Below are 19,840 nucleotides of genomic sequence, written 5' to 3' on the forward strand. Positions count from 1 at the left end.
GCTCCTGATCGTGCCTCCTGTGGTCGAATCATGCCTGCCGCAGGCGGGCGATGCGCAAGGCGGCCGGCGGATGGGAATCGTAGAACAGCGAATGCAGCGGGTCCGGCGTGAGCGTCGCGGCGTTATCCTCGTAGAGTTTGACCAGCGCCGCAATCAGGTCGCTGGCCGAGGCATTGGCTGCCGCATAGCGGTCGGCGGCGAACTCGTCGCGCCGGGACAGGAACCGCAACAGTGGCGTCAGCAGGAAGCTGAACACCGGTCCGGCAAGGGATACCAGAATCAGGGCGAGTGCGGCGTTCTGCGCGTGCACGCCGAGCCCGCTGAAGAACCAGGAGGAATCGATCAGTTGCGCGACCACCGCGAGCAAGCAGAGTGCGGTGGCGAACAGCAGCGCGATCCGCTTCTGCACGTGGCGGTGCTTGAAATGGCCGAGTTCGTGCGCGAGCACTGCTTCCACCTCGGCCGCCTGCAGGCGCGCGAGCAGCGTGTCGAAGAAAACGATGCGCTTGCTCTTGCCGAATCCCGTAAAGTAAGCGTTGCCGTGGCCGGATCGCTTCGAACCGTCCATCACGAAAAGGCCTGAACTGGTAAAGCCGCAGCGTGCCAGCAGGCGCTCGACGCGTGCCGTGAGGCGCTCATCGTCGAGCGCGACAAAACGATTGAACAACGGCGCGATCCAGTTCGGATAGAGGAACACGATCAGCAAGTTGAAGACGCACCAGAAGAGCCAGACGTAGACCCACCAGAGCGGTCCCATCTGCTCCATCAACCAAAGCACGGCGAGCAGTGCCGGTGTGCCGATGACGACGACCAGTATCGCCTGCTTCAGAAGATCGGCGACGAAAAGTCGGATCGTCATGCGGTTGAAACCGAACTTCGCTTCGACGACGAACTGATGATAGAAAGCGAGGGGCAGGTCTGCGACCGCTGCCAGCAGCATCACGCTGAAGATCAGCGCAATGCCGTAGGGCAGACCGTTCACGCGGGCAGACCAGAATTCGTGCAAGTCCTGCAAGCCGCCACCGAAAGTGAAGGCGAGCAACAAGGCGACCTCGACCAACAGAGCGGCTCTTCCGAAACGAGTGCGGGCAACGGTATAGTCGGCTGCCTTCTTGTGGGCGTCGAGGTTGATGCGGTCGGCGAATCCGGCGGGGACCACCGCGCGATGTGCGAGCACCCAAGAAATCTGCCGCTGGCCCAGCCAGAGGCGAAGGGCGCACATCACGATCAGGGCGACGAGAAAGGAGACGGAGAAGGCGTTGAGCATGCGGCTGTGACACAATGTGGTTTTCGTGGTTCAGACGGATTATATGGCACAGGATCCCCAATACCTCGTTTGGCTGGATATGGAAATGACCGGTCTGCAGCCCGAGAGCGACCGTATCATCGAACTGGCGATGGTCGTCACCGACAATCAACTGGAGACTGTCGCCGAGTCACCGGTGTGGGCGGTCCACCAGGACGATGCCTGTCTGGCCGCGATGGATGAGTGGAACCGGAAAACGCATGCCCGCTCCGGATTGGTCGATCGCGTCCGCGCTTCTGCACTCGATGAGGCGGCGGTCGAGGCGGCTGCGCTGCACTTCGTGCAAACGCATGTGCCGTCGGCAGCCAGTCCGCTGTGCGGCAACTCGATCGGACAGGATCGTCGCTTCATGGCACGGTACATGCCGCGGCTCGAAGCGTGGTTCCATTATCGCAACCTTGACGTCAGCACGCTGAAGGAACTTTGTCGGCGCTGGAAACCAGAATTGGCGAAAGGTTTCGTCAAGCGCGCCGAGCATACTGCGCTTGCCGACATCCGCGAGTCGATCGAAGAACTGAAGTACTATCGCGAACATTTCCTTCGGCTGTAAACAGGCGCCGGTCGGCGGGAATTCTACTTGCCGGGGATCGCACTTTTCTTCAACTCGCGCCGGTACAGGTGGAGCTTTTCGCTTTCGCGCCGTTCGGCCGGACGGCCCCCTTCCCAGATCTGGCGCCAGCCGCCGGCAACCGACACGCCGCTCTCGTTGGCGGTTCCGTGAATCAGCAGCAATTCGCATTTGCGGTGGTCGGAGGGGCTCGCCGCAACCGTGCGGATGCCATCGAAGTAGTCCAGCGAAGCCACGATCGCGTCGGACAGGTTTACTCCGGCGATACAGTCGCGTTTTTCGGGCAGGGCTCTGGCCAGAGCTGCGGATGCGTGGCGATAGGTCTTTCCGTAGTCTATCCAGGGCATCCAGAGGGTCACGATGAGCAGCCAGAAGAGAGTCAGACCGGCCATCCAGTGCATGATCCCGCGCATCGGCGAGCGCACGCTCGTCGCGATCAGCCAGCACCAGAGCAGCGTGGCGAGCACGGCGAAGCCGCTGGCAAGCAAGCCGAAGTGGCCAACGAATCCCGGCTGCAGGCGAACGGCCTGCCGTGCGAGCCGTTCCGGCCAGCCGAAGACCATTGCACTCCAGCCGATCCAGGCAAGCAGCGCAAAGAGACTGAAGGTGATCATGCCGAACCAGTCGAAAGCGTTTGCCGCGCCGCGGCGCAGCGAATTGACGCCGGGAACCGCGAGCAGGACGAGCGGCGGCAGCAGGAGCAAGGCGGGTACGCTGCGTGCCCCGAGGGTGACGCCGACGATTACCAGCGAGACCACGAAGGCGAAAATGGGCAGGGCAAGCGAGATGCTCGTCAATTGGCGACGCTTCGCCCATAGCGTCCAGCCGGCAAGAGGGAAGGCCGGCCAGGCATACCAGGGGAGCATCAGCAGCAGCTCGCGCAGGTTGAGCAAGGGCTGGACGTTGATGCCGAGTTGTGTCAGTTCGCTCTGCAGCAGTCCCGCGAGATACGCGGGTGCGGCAAGAAACAGGAATGCCAGCCACCATCCGCCGAGAACGCCGGCCAGCAGCAGCGAGCCGAGCAGCAACAGCGCCAGGCGCTGGCGGTTGGCGGACCGCCAGACGGCAAAAGCGGCCACCGGCAATAATGGCAGCATCGGTGCCAGGCCGTTGGCGAGGAAACCGAGGCCAAGAGCGACACCGAAGCAAACGGCGCCACGCAAAGGTTTCCGGTCGAGCAGCGCCAGACTCCAGTAGGCGGCCGTATGCGCCGTCAGCGTTGCGAGCATCGGTTGCGCTTCGTGCGCGTGAAAAAGGAAACCGATACTGCCGGCGAGCAACAGGGGAGCCGCGGTGGCCTGCTCGCGGTCGTGCAATTCGCGTGCGGCAAGGAATATGAAACCGAGCGCGAGCAGCGTGAACAGTCCGCTGGCCAGTCTTGCCGCGTCATGCACGGGCAGGAGCCAGGACAGGAGCCAACTGCTGGTCGCGCCAACCCAATAGTATAGCGGATCGTCGGGGTACGGCTGGCCGGCAAGACCCGGCATCAACCAGTTGCCGGTCGCAACCATTTCATGGATCACGCCGATGGTGAGCGCGTCGTCGTTCTTCCACGGGTCGTGACCAATCAAGCCGGTGAAAATGTAGAGGGCGAGCAGGACGGCCAGAGTCCAGCCGCTCGGCGGCAACCGGATTCCCTTGGGACGAGCCTGCTCTACCTGAACCGGCATCGGGCACTCGCTACGGATGCGCATTGGACGGGGAAAAAGAAAAAAGGCAGCCATGGGGCTGCCTTTCCTGTCGACCCCGTTGCTCGAACTAGGCCGGTTTGCGTATCGCGCCGTACTTCTGGTTGAATTTCTCGACGCGGCCAGCCGTGTCGATGATCTTCTGCTTGCCGGTATAGAAAGGATGACAGGCCGAGCACACCTCGATGTGCAACGCCTTCTTCATCGTCGACCTGGTCGTGAAGGTGCTGCCGCAAGAGCACGTCACCGCGATATCGCCATATGCAGGATGGATGTTGTCTTTCATCAGGTGCTTTTCCTGTAGATTGCGTCTGCTCGACCGTCGCCGGGAAGCGACGACCGGAGCATGAAATGTGGAGAAAAACGAGCATTATCGATGATTTCGCCGGCATCTGCAATGGACCCCCAAGCGGCGCGCCGTCCTCGGCACTCGCGCATGGCCATGGCCTCGGCCAATACCGGCCCGCCGCCGGAATCCCCCGCTCAGCGGCGCATAGAGTCGAAGAATTCGACGTTGGTCTTGGTCGCCTTGATCTTGTCGAGCAGAAACTCCATTGCCTCAAGGTCGTCCATATTGTAGAGCAGCTTGCGCAGGATCCACATCTTCTGCAGGACGTCCGGCATCAACAGCAGTTCTTCGCGGCGAGTGCCGGAGCGGTTGACGTTGATCGCCGGGTAAACGCGCTTTTCGGCCATCCGCCGATCGAGGTGGATCTCCATGTTGCCGGTACCCTTGAATTCTTCATAGATCACATCGTCCATGCGGCTGCCGGTGTCGATCAGTGCCGTCGCGATGATCGTCAGTGATCCGCCTTCCTCGATGTTGCGCGCCGCACCGAAGAATCGCTTTGGCTTCTGCAGGGCATTGGCGTCGACACCACCGGTGAGAACCTTGCCGGATGCCGGTTGCACCGTGTTATAGGCGCGCGCCAGGCGGGTGATCGAATCGAGGAGGATAACCACGTCGCGTTTATGCTCGATCAGGCGCTTGGCTTTCTCGATGACCATTTCGGCGACCTGCACGTGACGCGTTGCAGGTTCGTCAAAAGTCGAGGCGACCACCTCGCCGCGTACCGACCGCGTCATCTCTGTGACTTCCTCCGGGCGCTCGTCGATCAACAGCACGATCAGGTTCACGTCGGGATGGTTGGCGGTGATCGCGTGCGCAATATGCTGCATCATCACCGTCTTGCCGCTCTTCGGACTGGCGACCAGGAGACCGCGCTGGCCTTTTCCGATTGGGGCGATGATGTCGATGATGCGACTGGTGATGTTCTCCTCGCCGCGAATGTCGCGCTCAAGCTTGAGGTGTTCGGCCGGGTGCAGCGGCGTCAGGTTCTCGAAGAGAATCTTGTTCTTCGAAGCCTCCGGCGCTTCGCCGTTTATCTTGTCTACCTTGACCAGGGCGAAATAGCGTTCACCGTCTTTCGGGGTGCGAATCTCGCCCTCGATCGTGTCACCGGTATGCAGGTTGAAGCGTCTGATCTGGCTCGGGCTGACGTAGATGTCGTCGGTGCTGGCCAGATACGAGGTGTCAGGCGAACGCAGGAATCCGAACCCGTCAGACAAGGTTTCCAGTGTTCCGTCGCCAAAAATGCTTTCACCTTTCCTGGCCTGGTTCTTGAGTAGCGCGAAAATCAGTTCGTGCTTGCGCAAGCGATTTGCGCCCTCGACGTTGTTGCTGACAGCCATTTCCAGAAGCTGGCCGACATGAAGTGCTTTGAGTTCGGATAGGTGCATGTGCGGGAGACAAGGAAGGGGGAGAACGAAATGCGCTTGCGCAATGCCGCAACTGAAACGCGTGCCAAGGGAGTGCCGCGGGGCGGACAGGTGTTTTGCTGCTACAGGGTGCTGCTACGGGGGAGGGCGCCTGAGGGCTCTCTGCAGGCTCGCAAGCTACGGGTCGGCTGATGCTCCCATCAGGCCTTCAGGCGGCGAGGGTATCGACTTTAGAGGTTGCTGTCAATGAAGGCAATCAACTGCGACTTGGACAGGGCGCCGACCTTGGTGGCTTCGACGTTGCCGTTCTTGAACAGCATCAGCGTCGGGATTCCACGGATGCCATAGCTCGCCGGAGTCTTTTGATTGTCGTCGATGTTCAGCTTGACGACTTTCAGGCGACCTGCATAGTCGGTGGCGATGTCATCGAGGAGTGGCGCAATCATCTTGCACGGACCGCACCATTCGGCCCAGTAATCGACTAGGACGGGTTCGTCTGCTTGCAGCACGTCGGCGCCAAAGCTGTCGTCCGTCACGTGGTGGATATGTTCGCTCATGAAAAGCCTCTTGCGGAATCTGGAATGGGATGTTCGGCTGAGGCGTATGGCACGACGAACCGAAGCACGGCCGACGCCAGCCAATTTTTCAATCCTAGCGAAAAAATCGCCGCAAGGGAAGCCGCGCATCTGTCTCGCGAACGGCAATTACGCTATAGTCTCCGTCGTTTCCATCAGCAGAAGCGCGACGATGACGTACGTTGTTACCGAGAACTGTATCAAGTGCAAATTTACGGACTGCGTTGACGTTTGTCCGGTGGATTGTTTCCATGAGGGCCCGAACTTCCTTGTGATCGACCCCGAAGAGTGCATCGACTGCACTTTGTGTGTGCCCGAGTGTCCGGCTGAGGCAATATTTGCCGAAGACGACGTGCCGGAGGTGCAACGCAAGTTCATCGCGCTCAATGCCGAGTTGGCCAAGAACTGGCCGGTCATCGTCGAGCGTAGCGAACCGTTGCCAGATGCCGACGAGTGGAATCACAAACCAGACAAGCTGAAATACCTGCAGCGTTAAGCGCTCGCGCGTTGACGCAGAACTCGCTCGCCACTGCTTGCGCGTAGCGTTCTGGTCCCACGCCGCGGGAAGCGCTCGCGACCTCGGCGTCCGCAAGTGACCCCGGTCGTTGCCGACGGGTCCACCCGTAGACGCTCGTCGCGCAGTCTTGCCCAGGCACCGGATCGGAGCCGAACGATATCCCTTGGACTAGAATACATACTTTTCACCGTGCTGCCCTTTTTTCGGGCGAACGGCAGACCGGACAAGAGCCGGCGATGACGACTTTCAATCAAGACAGGCAGGAGGAGAACAGATGGAAAAGATTTGGCTGCAGAGCTATCAGAAAGGCGTGCCCGCAGAGGTTGATCTGACCGAATTCCAGTCGCTTGGCGAACTCTTCGAAAGAAGCGTCGCCAAGTATCGGGACCGGGTCGCCTATATCAACATGGGGGTCGAGGTCACCTACGGCGAACTAGACAAGTTGTCGCGAGATTTTGCCGCCTACCTGCAAGGGGTGCTCAAGTTGCCGGCAGGCAGCCGTGTCGCAGTGATGATGCCGAACCTGCTGCAATATCCGATCTGTATCTTCGCGATTCTGCGTGCGGGTTACGTGGTGGTGAACGTCAACCCGCTGTACACCCCGCGCGAACTCGAGCACCAACTCAAGGATTCGGGTGCCGAAGTGATCGTGATTCTCGAAAACTTTGCCGTTACGCTCGAGCAGGTGTTGACGAGGACGCCGGTGAAGCACATCGTGGTTGCCCGTCTCGGCGACATGCTCGGTTTTCCGAAAGGCGCGGTGGTCAACTTCGTCGTCAAGTATGTCAAGAAGATGGTTCCGGCATGGAGCCTGGCGCGCGCAGTGAATTTCCGGACGGCGCTCGGCAGGGGGGCCTCGGCCGAGTTGAAGGCCGTCGGAGTCAACCAGGAGGATCTTGCATTTCTGCAGTATACGGGGGGGACGACCGGGGTCTCGAAGGGGGCGATGCTGACCCATCGCAACCTTCTCGCCAATTTGGCGCAGGCGCACGCCTGGATTCAGCCCGAGTTGGGGAGCGAGCAGCACATGGTGGTTACTGCCCTGCCGCTGTACCACATCTTTGCCTTGACGGCGAACTGCTTCACCTTCTTCAAGATCGGCGCCAGCAATCTGCTGATCACCAATCCTCGCGATCTTCCTGCCCTCGTTGCCGAGCTTGGCCGGTATCCCAACACGGTATTCATCGGTGTGAATACGCTGTTCAACGGCCTGCTGAACAACGATGCCTTTTGCGGGCTAGATTTCAGCAAGCTCAAGGTGACGCTGGGGGGTGGAGCTGCCGTGCAGAAAGCGGTGGCGGAGAAGTGGCGGCAGGTGACCGGCAAGCCGCTGATCGAAGCCTACGGTTTGACCGAAACTTCGCCGGCGGTGACGATCAATCCGCTGGACGTGGCGAGCTACACCGGCGCCATCGGTGTGCCGATCTCGTCCACCGAGGTGGCAATTCGCAACGACGCCGGCCAGGATGTTCCGCTCGGCGAGCGAGGCGAAATCTGCGTACGTGGTCCGCAGGTGATGAAGGGTTACTACAATCGTCCCGAGGAGACGGCAAAGGTGATGACGCCCGATGGCTTTCTGATGACCGGCGACATCGCGGTGATGGATGACAAGGGCTTTGTCCGGATCGTCGATCGCAAGAAGGACATGATTCTTGTCTCCGGATTCAACGTCTACCCGAACGAAATCGAGGATGTCGTCGCGCAACACGCGGGTGTCTTGGAAGTTGCAGCGGTTGGTGTGCCGCATGCGAAGACCGGCGAAGCGGTGAAGATTTTCGTCGTCAAGAAGGATCCTGCGCTCACTGCCGAGGCGCTGATCGCCCATTGCCGGGAGCATCTCACGGCGTACAAGGTGCCTGGCCAGGTGGAGTTCCGGAGCGAGCTGCCAAAAAGCAACGTCGGCAAGATTCTGCGTCGCGAACTGCGCGACGAGGCTCCCCGGCCGGCCTGAGCAGGAAATGCCAGGCGGCGGGGAAATCCGGGATGTCGCCGCTCAGTTCTTCGTCGCGTACTGCTGGAGGAGTTCGGTGGTCAGCGGATGTCTGTTGCGGACTGCATAGTCGAGCGGCGTCTTGCCGTCCTTGTCCCGGACCCTTGGATCGGCGCCATGTTCGATCAGAACCCGTGAAACATTTGGCTGACCGGTCGCCGCGGCAAGGTGAAGTGGTGTCTGCCCGGTGTCGCTGAGAGCGTTGACCGTGGCTTTCCTGTCGAGCAGGAACTCCACTTCGTTTCTGCCGCCAGCGAGGACCGCGGCGTGCAGTGGGGTCATCCCCACCCGGTCGCGCGCGTCGATGGTGGCGCCGCTGGCGAGAAGTGCGTCCGAGGCCCTGGTCCGTCCGTAAAAGGCTGCCATGTGGAGAGCGGTCCTGCCGAGGGCATCAGCGGCGTCCACCTCGGCCTGTGCCTCCAGCAAGGTCTTGATTTCCGCCAGGTCGCCACGCATCGCGGCCCGGGCCAAGGGCGACTCTGCGGCGGGAACGTCGTCGACCGCGGCTGCTGCGGGCGGCTTGGGTCTCGCCATCGCTTCGGCTGCCGGATCCTTGCTGCATGCGGCGAGCGTCAGAGAGAGCGCCATAATGCCGGTCAGCGTGTTCAGTGAGAGGGAGGTCTTCATCTTCACGATCTTCCTGCCAATTGCGTGCTTGCGTATTATTTCCGGCGCGCGTATCTGCCGTGGACGCTGCGGCCATGGCCGGTGCGTCAGCGGGGCCTCGGAGTCGAACGCTGGTCTGGCCAAACTTGGCGGTTGGCCGAACGCATATTACCATCACTGCCGGTGGCCGCCGCCTGCCGTGCGATCGTCCCGGCGGGTCGCAGGCGACCGCAGGTGATCGATGGTGGAACTCACGCTGCACAGGTTTCTTGCGCAGAACGGTGGCTGGTTTGGAGGAGGTTTTCATGTTGATGCTGAGTGATCGTTCCGTCTTGCTGTTGGTTGATCTGCAGGAGCGTCTGCAGCCCGCTATCGACGACGCTGCGACGGTGCTCGAGGCCTGCCTTTGGCTGACCAGGGTGGCACGCCGCCTGGAGGTTCCGGTGATCTGCACCGAACAGTATCCGAAAGGATTGGGACCGACAATGCCTGCGTTGCGCGAGTTGCTGCCGGACGAGTGTTTGGTCGAGAAAATCCATTTTTCGGCGGTCGCCGAGCAAGGTTTGTTCCGGGCTCCGGGGGGAGACCGCGCACAGTTTGTCGTGGCCGGCACCGAGGCGCATGTCTGCGTGCAGCAGACGGTTTTCGATCTGCTGGCGGCCGGTCGCCGGGTGTTCGTCGTCGAGGAAGCCGTCGGTTCGCGGCGCAAGTCGGACAAGGTCTTGGCGCTGGACCGCATGCGCCGTCATGGTGCCGACATCGTTTCGCGCGAAATGGTCGTCTTCGAGTGGTTGCGTCAGGCGGGCAGCGAGCTGTTCCGGGAGATCAGCCGCGAATTCATTCGCTGACACCGGGGGCGACCACGGCAGTTGTTGCGATGACCGCTGCCGCTGACCGCTGCCGCTTGGAGGGCCATGGCGAATTCCGCTACAATCTTGATTTCCGGCTGCATACCTCTTCATGATCAAATACGTATTCGTTACCGGCGGCGTCGTTTCCTCTTTGGGCAAGGGTATCGCAGCCGCGTCGCTGGGCGCGATCCTCGAGTCGCGCGGAATCAAGGTTACACATCTCAAGCTCGATCCCTACATCAATGTCGATCCTGGAACGATGAGTCCGTTCCAGCACGGTGAAGTTTTCGTCACCGAGGACGGGGCCGAAACCGACCTCGACCTCGGGCATTACGAGCGATTCACCAACGCGCGGATGGAGCGGCGCAACAACTTCACGACCGGCCAGATCTATGAATCGGTGATCAAGAAGGAGCGGCGCGGCGAGTACCTCGGCAAGACGGTGCAAGTGATTCCGCACATTACCGACGAAATCAAGGCGCATATCCGCCGCGGCGCCGAGGGGGCAGAACTGGCGATTGTCGAAGTCGGCGGTACCGTGGGCGACATCGAGTCACTGCCCTTTCTCGAAGCGATCCGTCAGATGGGTCTGCAGGAAGGTCGCAGCAACGCCTGCTACATGCATCTGACGCTGGTACCGTATATCGCGACTGCCGGCGAGCTGAAGACCAAGCCGACGCAGCATTCTGTCAAGGAACTGCGGGAGATAGGCATCCAGCCGGACATTCTGCTGTGTCGTACCGATCGCCCGATTCCCGAAGACGACAAACGGAAGATGGCGCTGTTCTGCAATGTCCAGCGCGAGGCAGTGATCGAGGCGCGGGATGCCGACTCGATCTACAAGATTCCGGCCATGCTGCACGACCAGATGCTCGACGAGATCGTCTGTCACAAGCTCGGCATTCTCGCCAAGGCTGCCGATCTCACCGTTTGGAAGACGATGGTGCATGCGCTGGAGAATCCCGAACGGGTGCTCCATGTGGCTTTTGTCGGCAAGTACGTGGACCTGACCGAATCGTACAAGTCGCTGACCGAGGCACTGGTGCATGCCGGTATCGCCACCCGCAGCAAGGTCAAGGTGAACTACATCGATTCGGAGGAAATCGAACGCAAGGGGTGCGATGTGCTGCGGGAGATGGACGCCATCCTGGTTCCCGGCGGTTTTGGGCGGCGAGGAACCGAAGGCAAGATCGCCGCAATTCGCCATGCCCGTGAGAACGGCATTCCCTTTCTCGGCATCTGTCTCGGCATGCAACTCGCCGTCGTCGAGTTTGCCCGCGATGTGGCCGGAATGACTGGCGCCCACAGCACCGAATTCGACAGGGACTCGCCGTACCCGGTGGTCGGTCTGATCACCGAATGGCAGGATGCGTCCGGACGGATCGAGAAGCGTGACGAGAACTCGGACCTTGGCGGCAGCATGCGTCTCGGTGGCCAACTGTGCATGCTGGGCGAAGGTACGATGGCGCGCGCGATCTACGGACAGGAGGAGATCGTGGAGCGACATCGTCATCGCTACGAAGTCAACAACCAGTTCCTCGGCCAGTTGGAAGCGAGCGGGCTGATCGTTTCCGGTCGCGCCCCGAACACCGATCTGTGTGAAATCATCGAGCTGCCGAAGGAAGGACGCAACGCGCATCCATGGTTTCTCGGTTGCCAGTTCCATCCCGAATTCACGTCATCGCCACGCAAGGGCCATCCCCTGTTCACTTCCTTTGTCCAGGCGGCAGCGGCATACCGGGCACAGGCATGAAGCTTGCCCATTGCGAAGTTGGCATCGACCGGCCATTGTTCCTGATTGCCGGCCCCTGTACCGCCGAGTCGCTCGAATTATGTGTCGAGGTTGCCGGGCGGTTGCAGGAGATCTGCGTCCGCCTCGGCCTGCCGTATGTCTTCAAGGCTTCCTATGACAAGGCCAACCGCAGCTCGGGCCGGTCGCCGCGCGGGCCCGGCATCGACGAAGGCCTGCATATTCTTGCCGAAGTACGTCGCCAGATCGGCGTGCCAGTCCTTACCGATGTGCATCGCGAGCAGGATGTCGCTGCTGTCGCTGCAGTAGTCGATATTCTTCAGACACCAGCCTTCCTGTGTCGCCAGACCGACTTCATCCAGGCCGTGGCGGCGACGGGTAAACCGGTGAACATCAAGAAGGGCCAGTTTCTCGCGCCGGGCGACATGCGCAACGTCGTTGCCAAGGCAAGGGATGCTGCCGCCGGAGCCGACACGATCATGGTCTGCGAGCGCGGCGTCTCCTTTGGTTACAACAATCTCGTTGCGGACATGCGCAGTCTGGCGATCCTGCGCGAGTGTGGCGTTCCCGTCGTGTTCGACGCCACCCACTCGGTCCAGTTGCCTGGAGGTCAAGGCAGCGTTTCTGGCGGCCAGCGCGAATTCGTGCCGGTGCTGGCACGTGCCGCGGTGGCAGTGGGTATCGCGGGGTTGTTCATGGAGACGCACCCGCGTCCCGAGATGGCACTTTCGGACGGGCCGAACAGTTGGCCTCTGGATCGGATGGAAAGCCTGCTGATGACGCTGGTCGCACTCGATCGCCTGGTCAAGGCAGGCCGTTTCGAGGAACTCGGCTAATGGCCGCCGGCCGCGCCGCTTTTCGCCAGCCCGGCGTACCAGGCTTTAACATTCATATTTTGTTGACAAAGGAAAAGTCATGAGCTCTGTCGTTGATGTCGTCGCCCGTGAGGTTCTCGACTCGCGCGGTAATCCTACCGTCGAATGTGACGTTCTGCTCGAATCCGGGGTCATGGGACGTGCGGCCGTGCCGTCGGGGGCTTCGACCGGGTCGCGCGAGGCGATCGAGCTGCGTGACGGCGATGGCGCGCGCTACCTTGGCAAAGGGGTGCTGCAGGCGGTGGAGAACGTGAACACCGAAATCTCCGAGGCGATCATCGGTCTCGATGCGCAGGAGCAGGCATTCATCGATCAGACGCTGATTCATCTCGACGGCACCGACAACAAGGCGCGTCTCGGTGCCAATGCCATACTCGCGGTTTCGATGGCGGTGGCGAAGGCAGCAGCCGAGGAATCCGGCCTGCCACTCTACCGGTATTTCGGCGGCTCCGGACCGATGCAGATGCCGGTGCCGATGATGAACATCATCAATGGCGGTGAGCACGCCAACAACAGCCTCGACTTCCAGGAGTTCATGATCCTGCCAGTGAGCCAGAGCTCTTTTCGCGAGGCACTGCGTTGTGGCGCCGAAGTTTTTCACGCCCTCAAGAAGCTGCTCCACAAGAAGGGCTTTTCGACCGCGGTCGGCGACGAGGGAGGCTTCGCGCCCAATCTCGGCAGTCATGCGGAGGCTTTACAGCTGATTATCCAGGCCATCGAAAACGCGAGCTATTCTCCCGGCGAAGACGTGCTCATCGGTCTCGACTGTGCGGCCTCCGAACTGTATCGGGATGGTCGCTATCATCTGGCCGGCGAGAGCCTGCAGTTGAGTTCGCAGGAACTGGTCGACTACCTGGCCAACCTGGCCGACCGTTTCCCGATCGTTTCGATCGAGGACGGCATGGCCGAAGGCGACTGGGATGGCTGGAAGGCGCTCACCGGACGCCTAGGCAAGAACGTGCAGATTGTCGGGGACGACGTTTTCGTCACCAACACCCGAATATTCAAGGAAGGGATCAGGCAGGGAATCGCCAACTCGATCCTGATCAAGATCAACCAGATCGGGACACTTTCCGAGACTTTTGCGGCGGTCGAAATGGCCAAGCGGGCGGCCTACACGGCGGTGATTTCACACCGCTCGGGCGAGACCGAGGACAGTACCATTGCCGACATCGCGGTCGGAATGAACGCGCTGCAGATCAAGACGGGTTCGCTCTCACGTTCTGATCGTATTGCCAAGTACAACCAGTTGTTGCGCATCGAAGAAGACCTTGGCGATACGGCCGGCTATCCGGGCCGCGAAGCCTTTTACAATCTGTCTTGACCTGTCGACGGTCGACGCCTGCTGCCGTGCGCTGGCTCTCGGTTGGCTTGCTGGTGGTCGTGGTCCTGCTGCAGCATCCGCTATGGCTGGGCAAGGGCGGCTGGCTGCGGGTATGGGACGTCGATCGGCAGTTGCAGCAGCAGAAGGAAGCCAACGAGAAGCTGGAATTGCGCAACGCCGGTCTCGACGCCGAAGTGCGTGACCTCAAGCAGGGTTACGACGCGATCGAGGAACGCGCGCGCTTCGAACTGGGAATGGTCAAGCAGGACGAAATTTTTGTCCAGATCCCGGACAAGCCGGCGAGCGACAAGGCGGCAGCTCCCACAGGCGACAAATCGGCCGCAGCCTCGAAGCCCGCCAAGCGCTAGCGGCCTGCCACGGGGGCAGTGCCGCTCCGTCTATTCCGACAGTTCGATCTGACCGGATACCGCGACGGTCACCAGCGTTTCGCCCGCTTCGATCGGCATCGGAGCGGCGTCGGCTGCGGCCAGAACTGCCGAGCGCATGATCGGCGGCATGCGGCCACTGCTGTTGATGGCCAGGTGTTTGATCCGGTACGTCTTGCCCATTGCGTCCGAAATCACCTTGGCGCGCGCCTTGAAGGCGGCGAGGGCATCGACCATGGCGTCGTTCTCGGTCCTCCTGCGTGTTTCTGGCGCCGGCAGCATGGCCACGCCGGCGACTGCCAGCGACGATTGGAGCTTGCCCAGCAACTCCGAGAGGGCAGCCGTGTCGGCCGATTCCAGCGCGAGATCCGAGCGCATCCGCCAGCCTTCGATCTTGCTTCCTTTGCCGTAGATCGGATAGGTCGAAGTGGTGCCGCTCTGGGTCCGGATGCTGCTGTAGCTTCGAGCGGTCCTCAGCGCGTCGGCGACGAGGCCGTTCACGCGTTTCGCCAGCTCGCTCGGTGTTGCGCCGGTGGCTTCCGCGAAGACCGTCGCGCGCGCCAGATCGTTGGCTGCAGGCCGGCTGGCTTCGGCCGAAAGGTCGATGCTCGTGCCGCCGGCGGAGGATGCGGCCAGTGCCGGGGCAGCGATCAGCAGGGCAAGCAGGGGCAGGAAGCGAAACAAGGGGCGGACGGGGTACATGGCGTCTCCGGTTTACGGCACTCGAGAATGACGGGGATTTGCCGGCCAGCGGGCAGCAACAGGCCGCTCACGTTCGGCACAGGCTACCCTGGGGAGCTCATTGTAGCCGATTGCCGGCATTCCTTTATGGTAGTCAGGCGCCGGAAGCTTGGTTAGAATCTGGGTCACCGGCTCGCTTGCAGGCGATCGGGCACGGTCTATGAGGGGGCACCATGCTGAAAGCAGGACAGGCGGCGCCGATGTTCGTCCTCCCCGATGCGGATATGGAACTCATCGATATCGCCCAGTTCAGGGGCAAGAACAATATCATTCTCTTTTTCTATCCGAGAGATGACGCACCGTGCTGCACCTTGCAGGCAACCGATTTCTCCGATCACGAGGACGAATTCGCACGGCTGGACTGCCTGATCATGGGCATCAGCCGCGATGATTGTCTCAAACACGCAGAATTTCGCGACAAGCATGGAATTTCCGTGTGTCTCCTGTCCGATGCCGAAGGCTTTGCGTGCAAACAGTATGGTGTCTGGCAGGCGAAGGAAGTAAATGGTGTCCGGAAATATGGCATCGTCCGCTCGACCTTCGTCATCGACAAACAGGGCGTTCTCCGCTTCGCGCACTACGGAGTGAACGCCAAGGGCCACGCGCGCGAAATGCTGCGCACGGTGAAGGAACTCAAGCAATGAACATGCAAGTCGCCAAGAATACGGTCGTGACTCTCGACTATAGCGTGACCGATCTCGATGGAGAGCTGGTGGATGCCGGTCAGGAACCGCTCGTCTATCTGCACGGCGGTTACGACGACATCTTCCCGATGATCGAAGAGGCCGTGCAGGGCAAGCGAATTGGTGAGTCGGTAGTGGTGAAGATGCAACCCGACGATGCTTTCGGTGAGTACGACGCCGACCTGGTCCAGCTGGAGGAACGCAGCCAGTTTCCGCAGGAGCTGCAGCTCGGGATGCAGTTCGAAGGGGTACCGGAGGATGCCGACGATGACGAGGACGTGCTCATCTACCGCGTGACCGAGATCGCCGACGATAAGGTGGTGCTCGACGGAAACCATCCGCTGGCCGGAATGGCCTTGGTGTTTACATGCACCGTGACCGATATCCGCCCGGCGACCGCGGAAGAAATCAGCCACGGGCATACGCACGACGGCAGCTGTGACGACGATGACTGAGCGTTCTGCGGCACCGGATTCTGTCCGGCGCAGCACCGGCACTAGCGCAGGAGCTTGCCGCTGCGGTTGAGGATCGTGATGTCGACGAAGCGCGAGCCGGCGTGTTGCTTCGGTGAAAAACTGATGAAGACACCGCCCGCGTCGTAGTTACGGAGGGTTTCCAGGGCATCGCGCAACTTCTTGCGCGTCGGATTCGGTCCGGCGCGACGCAGCGCTTCACCGAACACCTTGGCACCGAGATAGCCTTCGACAAAGGTGTGGTTCAGCGTCACGTCCGTGGGCCTGAACTTTGCGAAGTTGTTCTGTATTTCGCGAATCAGAGGGACCGTGTGACTGTTCGGGTCGGGGACGACCTGGGTCAGCGCCAGTCCTTCCGCCTTCTCGGCGCCGATCCGTTGCACCACCTGCGCGCCGTCGGTCACCGACAGGGCGACGTACTGGGCGAGATTGCCCGCGGCGCGCGACTGTTTCAGGAATTCGGCACTGGCTGCCGTGTTGGCAATCAGGATCACCGCCTGCGGTTTGGCGGCGGCAATCGCTTTCACGGCAGCGCCGACCTCGGTCGTATTCTTGGCATAAGACTCCTTGGCGACCAGCGATCCGCCGACTTTCCGGATCGATTGCTCGGCGCTGAGCAGTGCGTCCTGGCCAAAGGCATCGTCCTGATAGAGGATGGCGAAGCGCGCATAGCCGGTGGTCGTGTATTGGTCGATGATTTTTTCGATTTCCTCTGCATAGCTGGCGCGGGTCAGGAAGAGCAAGGGGTCGTTTCTGCGTACCAGCGACTCGGCGCCGGAGCGTATGGCGATCAGCGGAATGCCGGCCTCGCTGAGCACCTTCTGGTCGAGGAGCGCCTCGACGTTGCTGCTGCCGACGAAACCGATGAACGCCAGAGGCTGCGACTGCCTGATCATTTCACGCGCCAGCCGGACCGTCTCCTCGCTCTTGTACCCGTCATCGATCGAGAGCAGCCGAATCCTTGCGCCGTGGATTCCGCCTTGTTCGTTGACCGCGTCGAAGTAGAGCTGCACTCCCGCTCGCATGTGCGTTCCCGTTGGTGCCAGCGGACCGCTGAAAGCGGCGACCTGGCCAACGACGACGATCGCTGCGCCGGCGTACCCGAAGCCAAGAAGGATTGCCGTCAAGGTCAAGCGCAATAGCCAAATCAGCCTCATGGTCCCGTCCTCCCGATGTCGATTGATCTGTGCAAGTGTAGGGTTTGCAGTCTCCGCTGTCGATCGATCGTGTGCCGGCAGAAAGGCTCACCGCCGGCGGTAGGGGTAAACCTCGAAACGGAACAGTTGCGGCTGATCGCTGTCGATGATCACTTTCACCCATCCGAGCAGCGGGTAGCCGAAGGTTTCCAGGCGAGTGAAGTTGGCGATCGGCAGATGAGTTTGCGGATCGCGCAAGGGATGGTCGATGCGCTGCCAGTGGGTGTCGCCGTGGATCATCAGTACCTGACCGGGGAAAGCGAGTGTTTCCTCCTGCAGCGCTTCGAGCAGGTCGCGAAAGCCGGCGTGAGTGAGTCCGGCGGCATGATGCTTGAAGCCCGGATTGGCCTGCATGACGATGACGATGCCGGCTGCCCGCTCGCGACGGGCGACGGCAAACCCCTGTCGCAGCCAATCGATCAGTGGTGGATTGCGTGCCAGGAACTCGTTGCTCGGGGTGGGGCCGCTACCGAAATTGTTGTTCGGACCAGGCACGTTGAGCGAGATGAACAACACCGGGCCGAGACGCCAGCGCAGGTGCTCGGAATAGCCACCGGCCTGCTGTTCGACCGCGAGAGTCGGTTTCCCGAGCGCACGCGGTTCGGCGAAAAACAGCTCACGCAACCGTTGCAAACGTTCCACCGGATCGTAGTGGCCCGCAGCCACCTGCTGGCAGTCGGTCCATTCGTTGTCCCCGACGACATAGACGAACGGGGCCCGCGACGCGTCAAAAAGCGCTCGCCGGTCGAGGAACATCTCGTCACTGCAGGGTGCTCGGCTGTCCTTCAAGTCGCCGACATGAACGATGAACGCCGGACTCTGGTCGGCGATGTCGGCAAGCAGGTGCGGCAGTTCGCTGCGTTCGTAATCGCTGTAGGGGGTATCGCCGATCGCCGCGAAGCGCCAAGTTTCGCCCGTTGCCGATGTGGCGACGGAAAGGAATGGAGCGACGAGCAGTGTGTAGCGTTGCGCGATAAATGGACGGGTTTTTGCGCGATAAATGGCAGTGGAAAAAATTACCCTAGACGCAAGGAAGTTGCGGTAGAAGTCCGTGACGGAGAGGCGAGCGCCTGCTTCCTACCATTGCACGGACAGTGCGGACGCCGGCGTTACGGCCGCCAGAACGGACGCCTTTTGCGTCTGCAGACGCTGGAAAGCCGCCCAGCCCTGCGCCCCCATTGCCTCGGCCAAACCCTGCATATCGGCATAGGTGAAGGCCACATGGGTATTGTCGGACGCCACCCAGTAGAAACCGGCTGGAGCGGTCTGCGTGCTGCCGAACGCGGCAAGCATCGCCTGCAGATTGGCGATCGACTGCGCGTCTGCCTGGTACGTTTTCGTTACGCCGCCGTGGCTGTTGAAGCTCACGGGCTGCGCGATGGCGGACTGATAGGAGCCAGTCAGTTGGCCAATTTGTTGAGCTTGCGCCTGCTCCAGGGTCAGTAGCGTCAGCGGATCGACAGCGACGTGGCCGGAGGCGCACCATGCCAGATATTCGACGTAGTCGAGATTGGCTATATCCGACGGTATGAAGGCCCCGTCGGAAACTCGAATAATCGTACCAAAAGAGGTTAGCCTGTACATATCACAACTCCGCGGACGCTGTTAGGTTTGAAACACTAAACGTCGTATTTGTGGCGGACGAGCCGACGACCTGAAAAGAGAACGAATCAAGGGTGACCGTCAGGTTGGAGTAAGAAGCCACATTGACCTGGCTACCAATGTTCCAGCTAATCGTCGGGGAAGCCCGCTTTTTGGTTTTGAAAGGAATGACAAACGTAGCGGCAAAGCCGCCGGTAGAAGGGCAAGGAAAGCCATAGTTTTGAGTTTCGCTCTGAGCTTCGAAATATCTCTGGCACAACGCAAGCTCCAAACTGTACGGGCGCTGCTCGAACGGAGTCACGACCGAGCCGGGCTCAAGCTGCACCTTGCCGAGCGTCCCCGCGTTGAATTCCACGCTCAGCGTCGATCCCACCGTCTGGCCAGTGATCAGGATCGGGCTCGCGGCGTATGAACCCCCCGGGGTGGCCGAGTTGACGGCGTATCGGGCTTGCGCCGTGCCGGTCCAGCTCAAAACGTAGCTGGTATCGCTGACGTTCTTGTCCTCGACAACCTGGATCAGCGACTTGCCGGCGCCGATGGTGATGGTGGTGGTGCTGGCGTTTTGCGTGAACGTATAGTCCCCGCCACCGGCGCCTGCCTTCCAGCGGTCGTGCCCGTAGCTGCCGGCCGCCAGCGCCGCGCCGGAGGCATAGGCCCGCTGATTGACCGCGAACGCGCCGTTGAAAATCTTGTTCCGGTGACTGAAGGGACCGAGTGAGCCCCCGGAAATCGCGCCCAAAACCGAACCCGCCGCCAGCGCCACGGGCGCTCCGGTGGACAGCGTCAGCACGGGCAGCCAGGTGGTATTGGTCGCGTCGCGCTGTTTCAGGATGCCGTTTGCCGTATCGGCCCAGAGCATGAACGGATACGTGACCGACGGTGCGCTGTTGCCGCTGGAGCACGTCTCGATCGCCAGCAGCGCGGCGTTGAGGTCCGCCCGAAAAGACGCTCCGCTCTGGTTGTCGAGGACGAAGTCGTGTTGTGACATGG

General features: G+C 61.1%; 21 protein-coding genes. 10 read left to right on the forward strand and 11 right to left on the reverse strand.

The features are described 5' to 3' along the window. Positions 1–28 precede the first annotated feature (28 nt). Positions 29–1,267 carry a M48 family metallopeptidase gene (locus tag NFV80_RS13585; protein ID WP_295330525.1) on the reverse strand — a complete coding sequence of 413 codons (1,239 nt, stop codon included), beginning with the start codon at positions 1,265–1,267 and terminating at the stop codon, positions 29–31. 43 nt (positions 1,268–1,310) lie between these two features. On the opposite strand from NFV80_RS13585, the gene orn reads away from it, so the two are divergent. Next, positions 1,311–1,856, forward strand: a complete 546-nt coding sequence (gene orn / locus NFV80_RS13590) for an oligoribonuclease (protein ID WP_295330376.1) — start codon at positions 1,311–1,313, stop codon at positions 1,854–1,856. 23 nt (positions 1,857–1,879) lie between these two features. Here orn and NFV80_RS13595 read toward each other — a convergent pair whose 3' ends face one another. The 4 genes from NFV80_RS13595 to trxA form a co-directional block, all read right to left on the reverse strand. Continuing rightward, positions 1,880–3,544, reverse strand: coding sequence for a glycosyltransferase family 39 protein (locus NFV80_RS13595; protein ID WP_296759002.1), 1,665 nt, complete (start codon positions 3,542–3,544; stop codon positions 1,880–1,882). A gap of 88 nt (positions 3,545–3,632) precedes the next feature. After that, positions 3,633–3,848: a 50S ribosomal protein L31 gene (rpmE, locus tag NFV80_RS13600; RefSeq protein WP_295330381.1), complete on the reverse strand. Its 216-nt coding sequence runs from the start codon at positions 3,846–3,848 to the stop codon at positions 3,633–3,635. 197 nt (positions 3,849–4,045) lie between these two features. Then, positions 4,046–5,302 (reverse strand): transcription termination factor Rho, encoded by a 1,257-nt coding sequence (rho, locus tag NFV80_RS13605; protein ID WP_295330385.1) that lies wholly within the window; start codon positions 5,300–5,302, stop codon positions 4,046–4,048. Between the two features lie 209 nt (positions 5,303–5,511). Beyond that, positions 5,512–5,838: a thioredoxin TrxA gene (trxA, locus tag NFV80_RS13610; protein ID WP_295330387.1), complete on the reverse strand. Its 327-nt coding sequence runs from the start codon at positions 5,836–5,838 to the stop codon at positions 5,512–5,514. 190 nt (positions 5,839–6,028) lie between these two features. Between trxA and fdxA the strand changes: the two genes are divergently transcribed. Then, on the forward strand, positions 6,029–6,352 hold the full coding sequence (gene fdxA / locus NFV80_RS13615; RefSeq protein ID WP_295330527.1) for a ferredoxin FdxA: 324 nt from the start codon (positions 6,029–6,031) through the stop codon (positions 6,350–6,352). Between the two features lie 295 nt (positions 6,353–6,647). Continuing rightward, entirely contained in the window at positions 6,648–8,324 is a 1,677-nt protein-coding gene (locus NFV80_RS13620; RefSeq protein WP_295330390.1) for a long-chain-fatty-acid--CoA ligase, read from the forward strand. A gap of 42 nt (positions 8,325–8,366) precedes the next feature. Here the strand turns inward: NFV80_RS13620 and NFV80_RS13625 are convergent, their stop codons facing one another. Next, on the reverse strand, positions 8,367–8,990 hold the full coding sequence (locus tag NFV80_RS13625) for an ankyrin repeat domain-containing protein (protein WP_295330393.1): 624 nt from the start codon (positions 8,988–8,990) through the stop codon (positions 8,367–8,369). A gap of 284 nt (positions 8,991–9,274) precedes the next feature. Between NFV80_RS13625 and NFV80_RS13630 the strand changes: the two genes are divergently transcribed. From NFV80_RS13630 to ftsB, 5 genes are all read left to right on the forward strand, one after another. Then, positions 9,275–9,817 (forward strand): hydrolase, encoded by a 543-nt coding sequence (locus NFV80_RS13630; protein ID WP_295330395.1) that lies wholly within the window; start codon positions 9,275–9,277, stop codon positions 9,815–9,817. A 112-nt stretch (positions 9,818–9,929) separates the two neighbouring features. Next, positions 9,930–11,573, forward strand: a complete 1,644-nt coding sequence (locus NFV80_RS13635) for a CTP synthase (protein ID WP_296759006.1) — start codon at positions 9,930–9,932, stop codon at positions 11,571–11,573. Then, positions 11,570–12,406 (forward strand): 3-deoxy-8-phosphooctulonate synthase, encoded by an 837-nt coding sequence (kdsA, locus tag NFV80_RS13640; RefSeq protein WP_295330399.1) that lies wholly within the window; start codon positions 11,570–11,572, stop codon positions 12,404–12,406. Before NFV80_RS13635 ends, kdsA begins: the two co-directional genes overlap by 4 nt. Before the next feature lie 79 nt (positions 12,407–12,485). Continuing rightward, positions 12,486–13,769: a phosphopyruvate hydratase gene (gene eno / locus NFV80_RS13645; protein ID WP_295330401.1), complete on the forward strand. Its 1,284-nt coding sequence runs from the start codon at positions 12,486–12,488 to the stop codon at positions 13,767–13,769. Positions 13,770–13,795: 26 nt separating this feature from the next. Further along, positions 13,796–14,137 (forward strand): cell division protein FtsB, encoded by a 342-nt coding sequence (gene ftsB / locus NFV80_RS13650; protein WP_295330403.1) that lies wholly within the window; start codon positions 13,796–13,798, stop codon positions 14,135–14,137. Between the two features lie 30 nt (positions 14,138–14,167). On the opposite strand, the gene NFV80_RS13655 is transcribed toward ftsB, so the two are convergent. After that, positions 14,168–14,857, reverse strand: a complete 690-nt coding sequence (locus tag NFV80_RS13655; RefSeq protein WP_295330405.1) for an SIMPL domain-containing protein — start codon at positions 14,855–14,857, stop codon at positions 14,168–14,170. Between the two features lie 212 nt (positions 14,858–15,069). Here NFV80_RS13655 and NFV80_RS13660 point away from each other — a divergent pair, with 212 nt between their 5' ends. Together NFV80_RS13660 and NFV80_RS13665 are read left to right on the forward strand one after the other, a co-directional pair. Beyond that, entirely contained in the window at positions 15,070–15,540 is a 471-nt protein-coding gene (locus tag NFV80_RS13660; protein ID WP_295330407.1) for a peroxiredoxin, read from the forward strand. Further along, positions 15,537–16,034 (forward strand): peptidylprolyl isomerase, encoded by a 498-nt coding sequence (locus NFV80_RS13665; protein WP_295330410.1) that lies wholly within the window; start codon positions 15,537–15,539, stop codon positions 16,032–16,034. The genes NFV80_RS13660 and NFV80_RS13665 overlap by 4 nt, the downstream gene beginning before the upstream one ends. Before the next feature lie 41 nt (positions 16,035–16,075). Here the strand turns inward: NFV80_RS13665 and NFV80_RS13670 are convergent, their stop codons facing one another. From NFV80_RS13670 to NFV80_RS13685, 4 genes are all read right to left on the reverse strand, one after another. Further along, positions 16,076–17,209: an ABC transporter substrate-binding protein gene (locus NFV80_RS13670; protein ID WP_295330413.1), complete on the reverse strand. Its 1,134-nt coding sequence runs from the start codon at positions 17,207–17,209 to the stop codon at positions 16,076–16,078. Positions 17,210–17,296: 87 nt separating this feature from the next. Next, a complete protein-coding gene (locus tag NFV80_RS13675; protein WP_295330415.1) occupies positions 17,297–18,004 on the reverse strand; it encodes a hypothetical protein in 708 nt (235 codons plus the stop codon). 321 nt (positions 18,005–18,325) lie between these two features. Continuing rightward, the gene (locus tag NFV80_RS13680; protein ID WP_295330417.1) at positions 18,326–18,832 is read right to left on the reverse strand and encodes a DUF4376 domain-containing protein; all 507 of its coding nucleotides are present in this window, start codon (positions 18,830–18,832) and stop codon (positions 18,326–18,328) included. 1 nt (position 18,833) lies between these two features. After that, complete coding sequence (locus NFV80_RS13685; RefSeq protein WP_295330419.1) at positions 18,834–19,838, reverse strand: hypothetical protein; 1,005 nt, start codon at positions 19,836–19,838, stop codon at positions 18,834–18,836. Positions 19,839–19,840 lie beyond the last annotated feature (2 nt).

It is taken from the genome of Accumulibacter sp. (assembly GCF_023806565.1).
Taxonomy (GTDB): Bacteria; Pseudomonadota; Gammaproteobacteria; order Burkholderiales; family Rhodocyclaceae; genus Accumulibacter.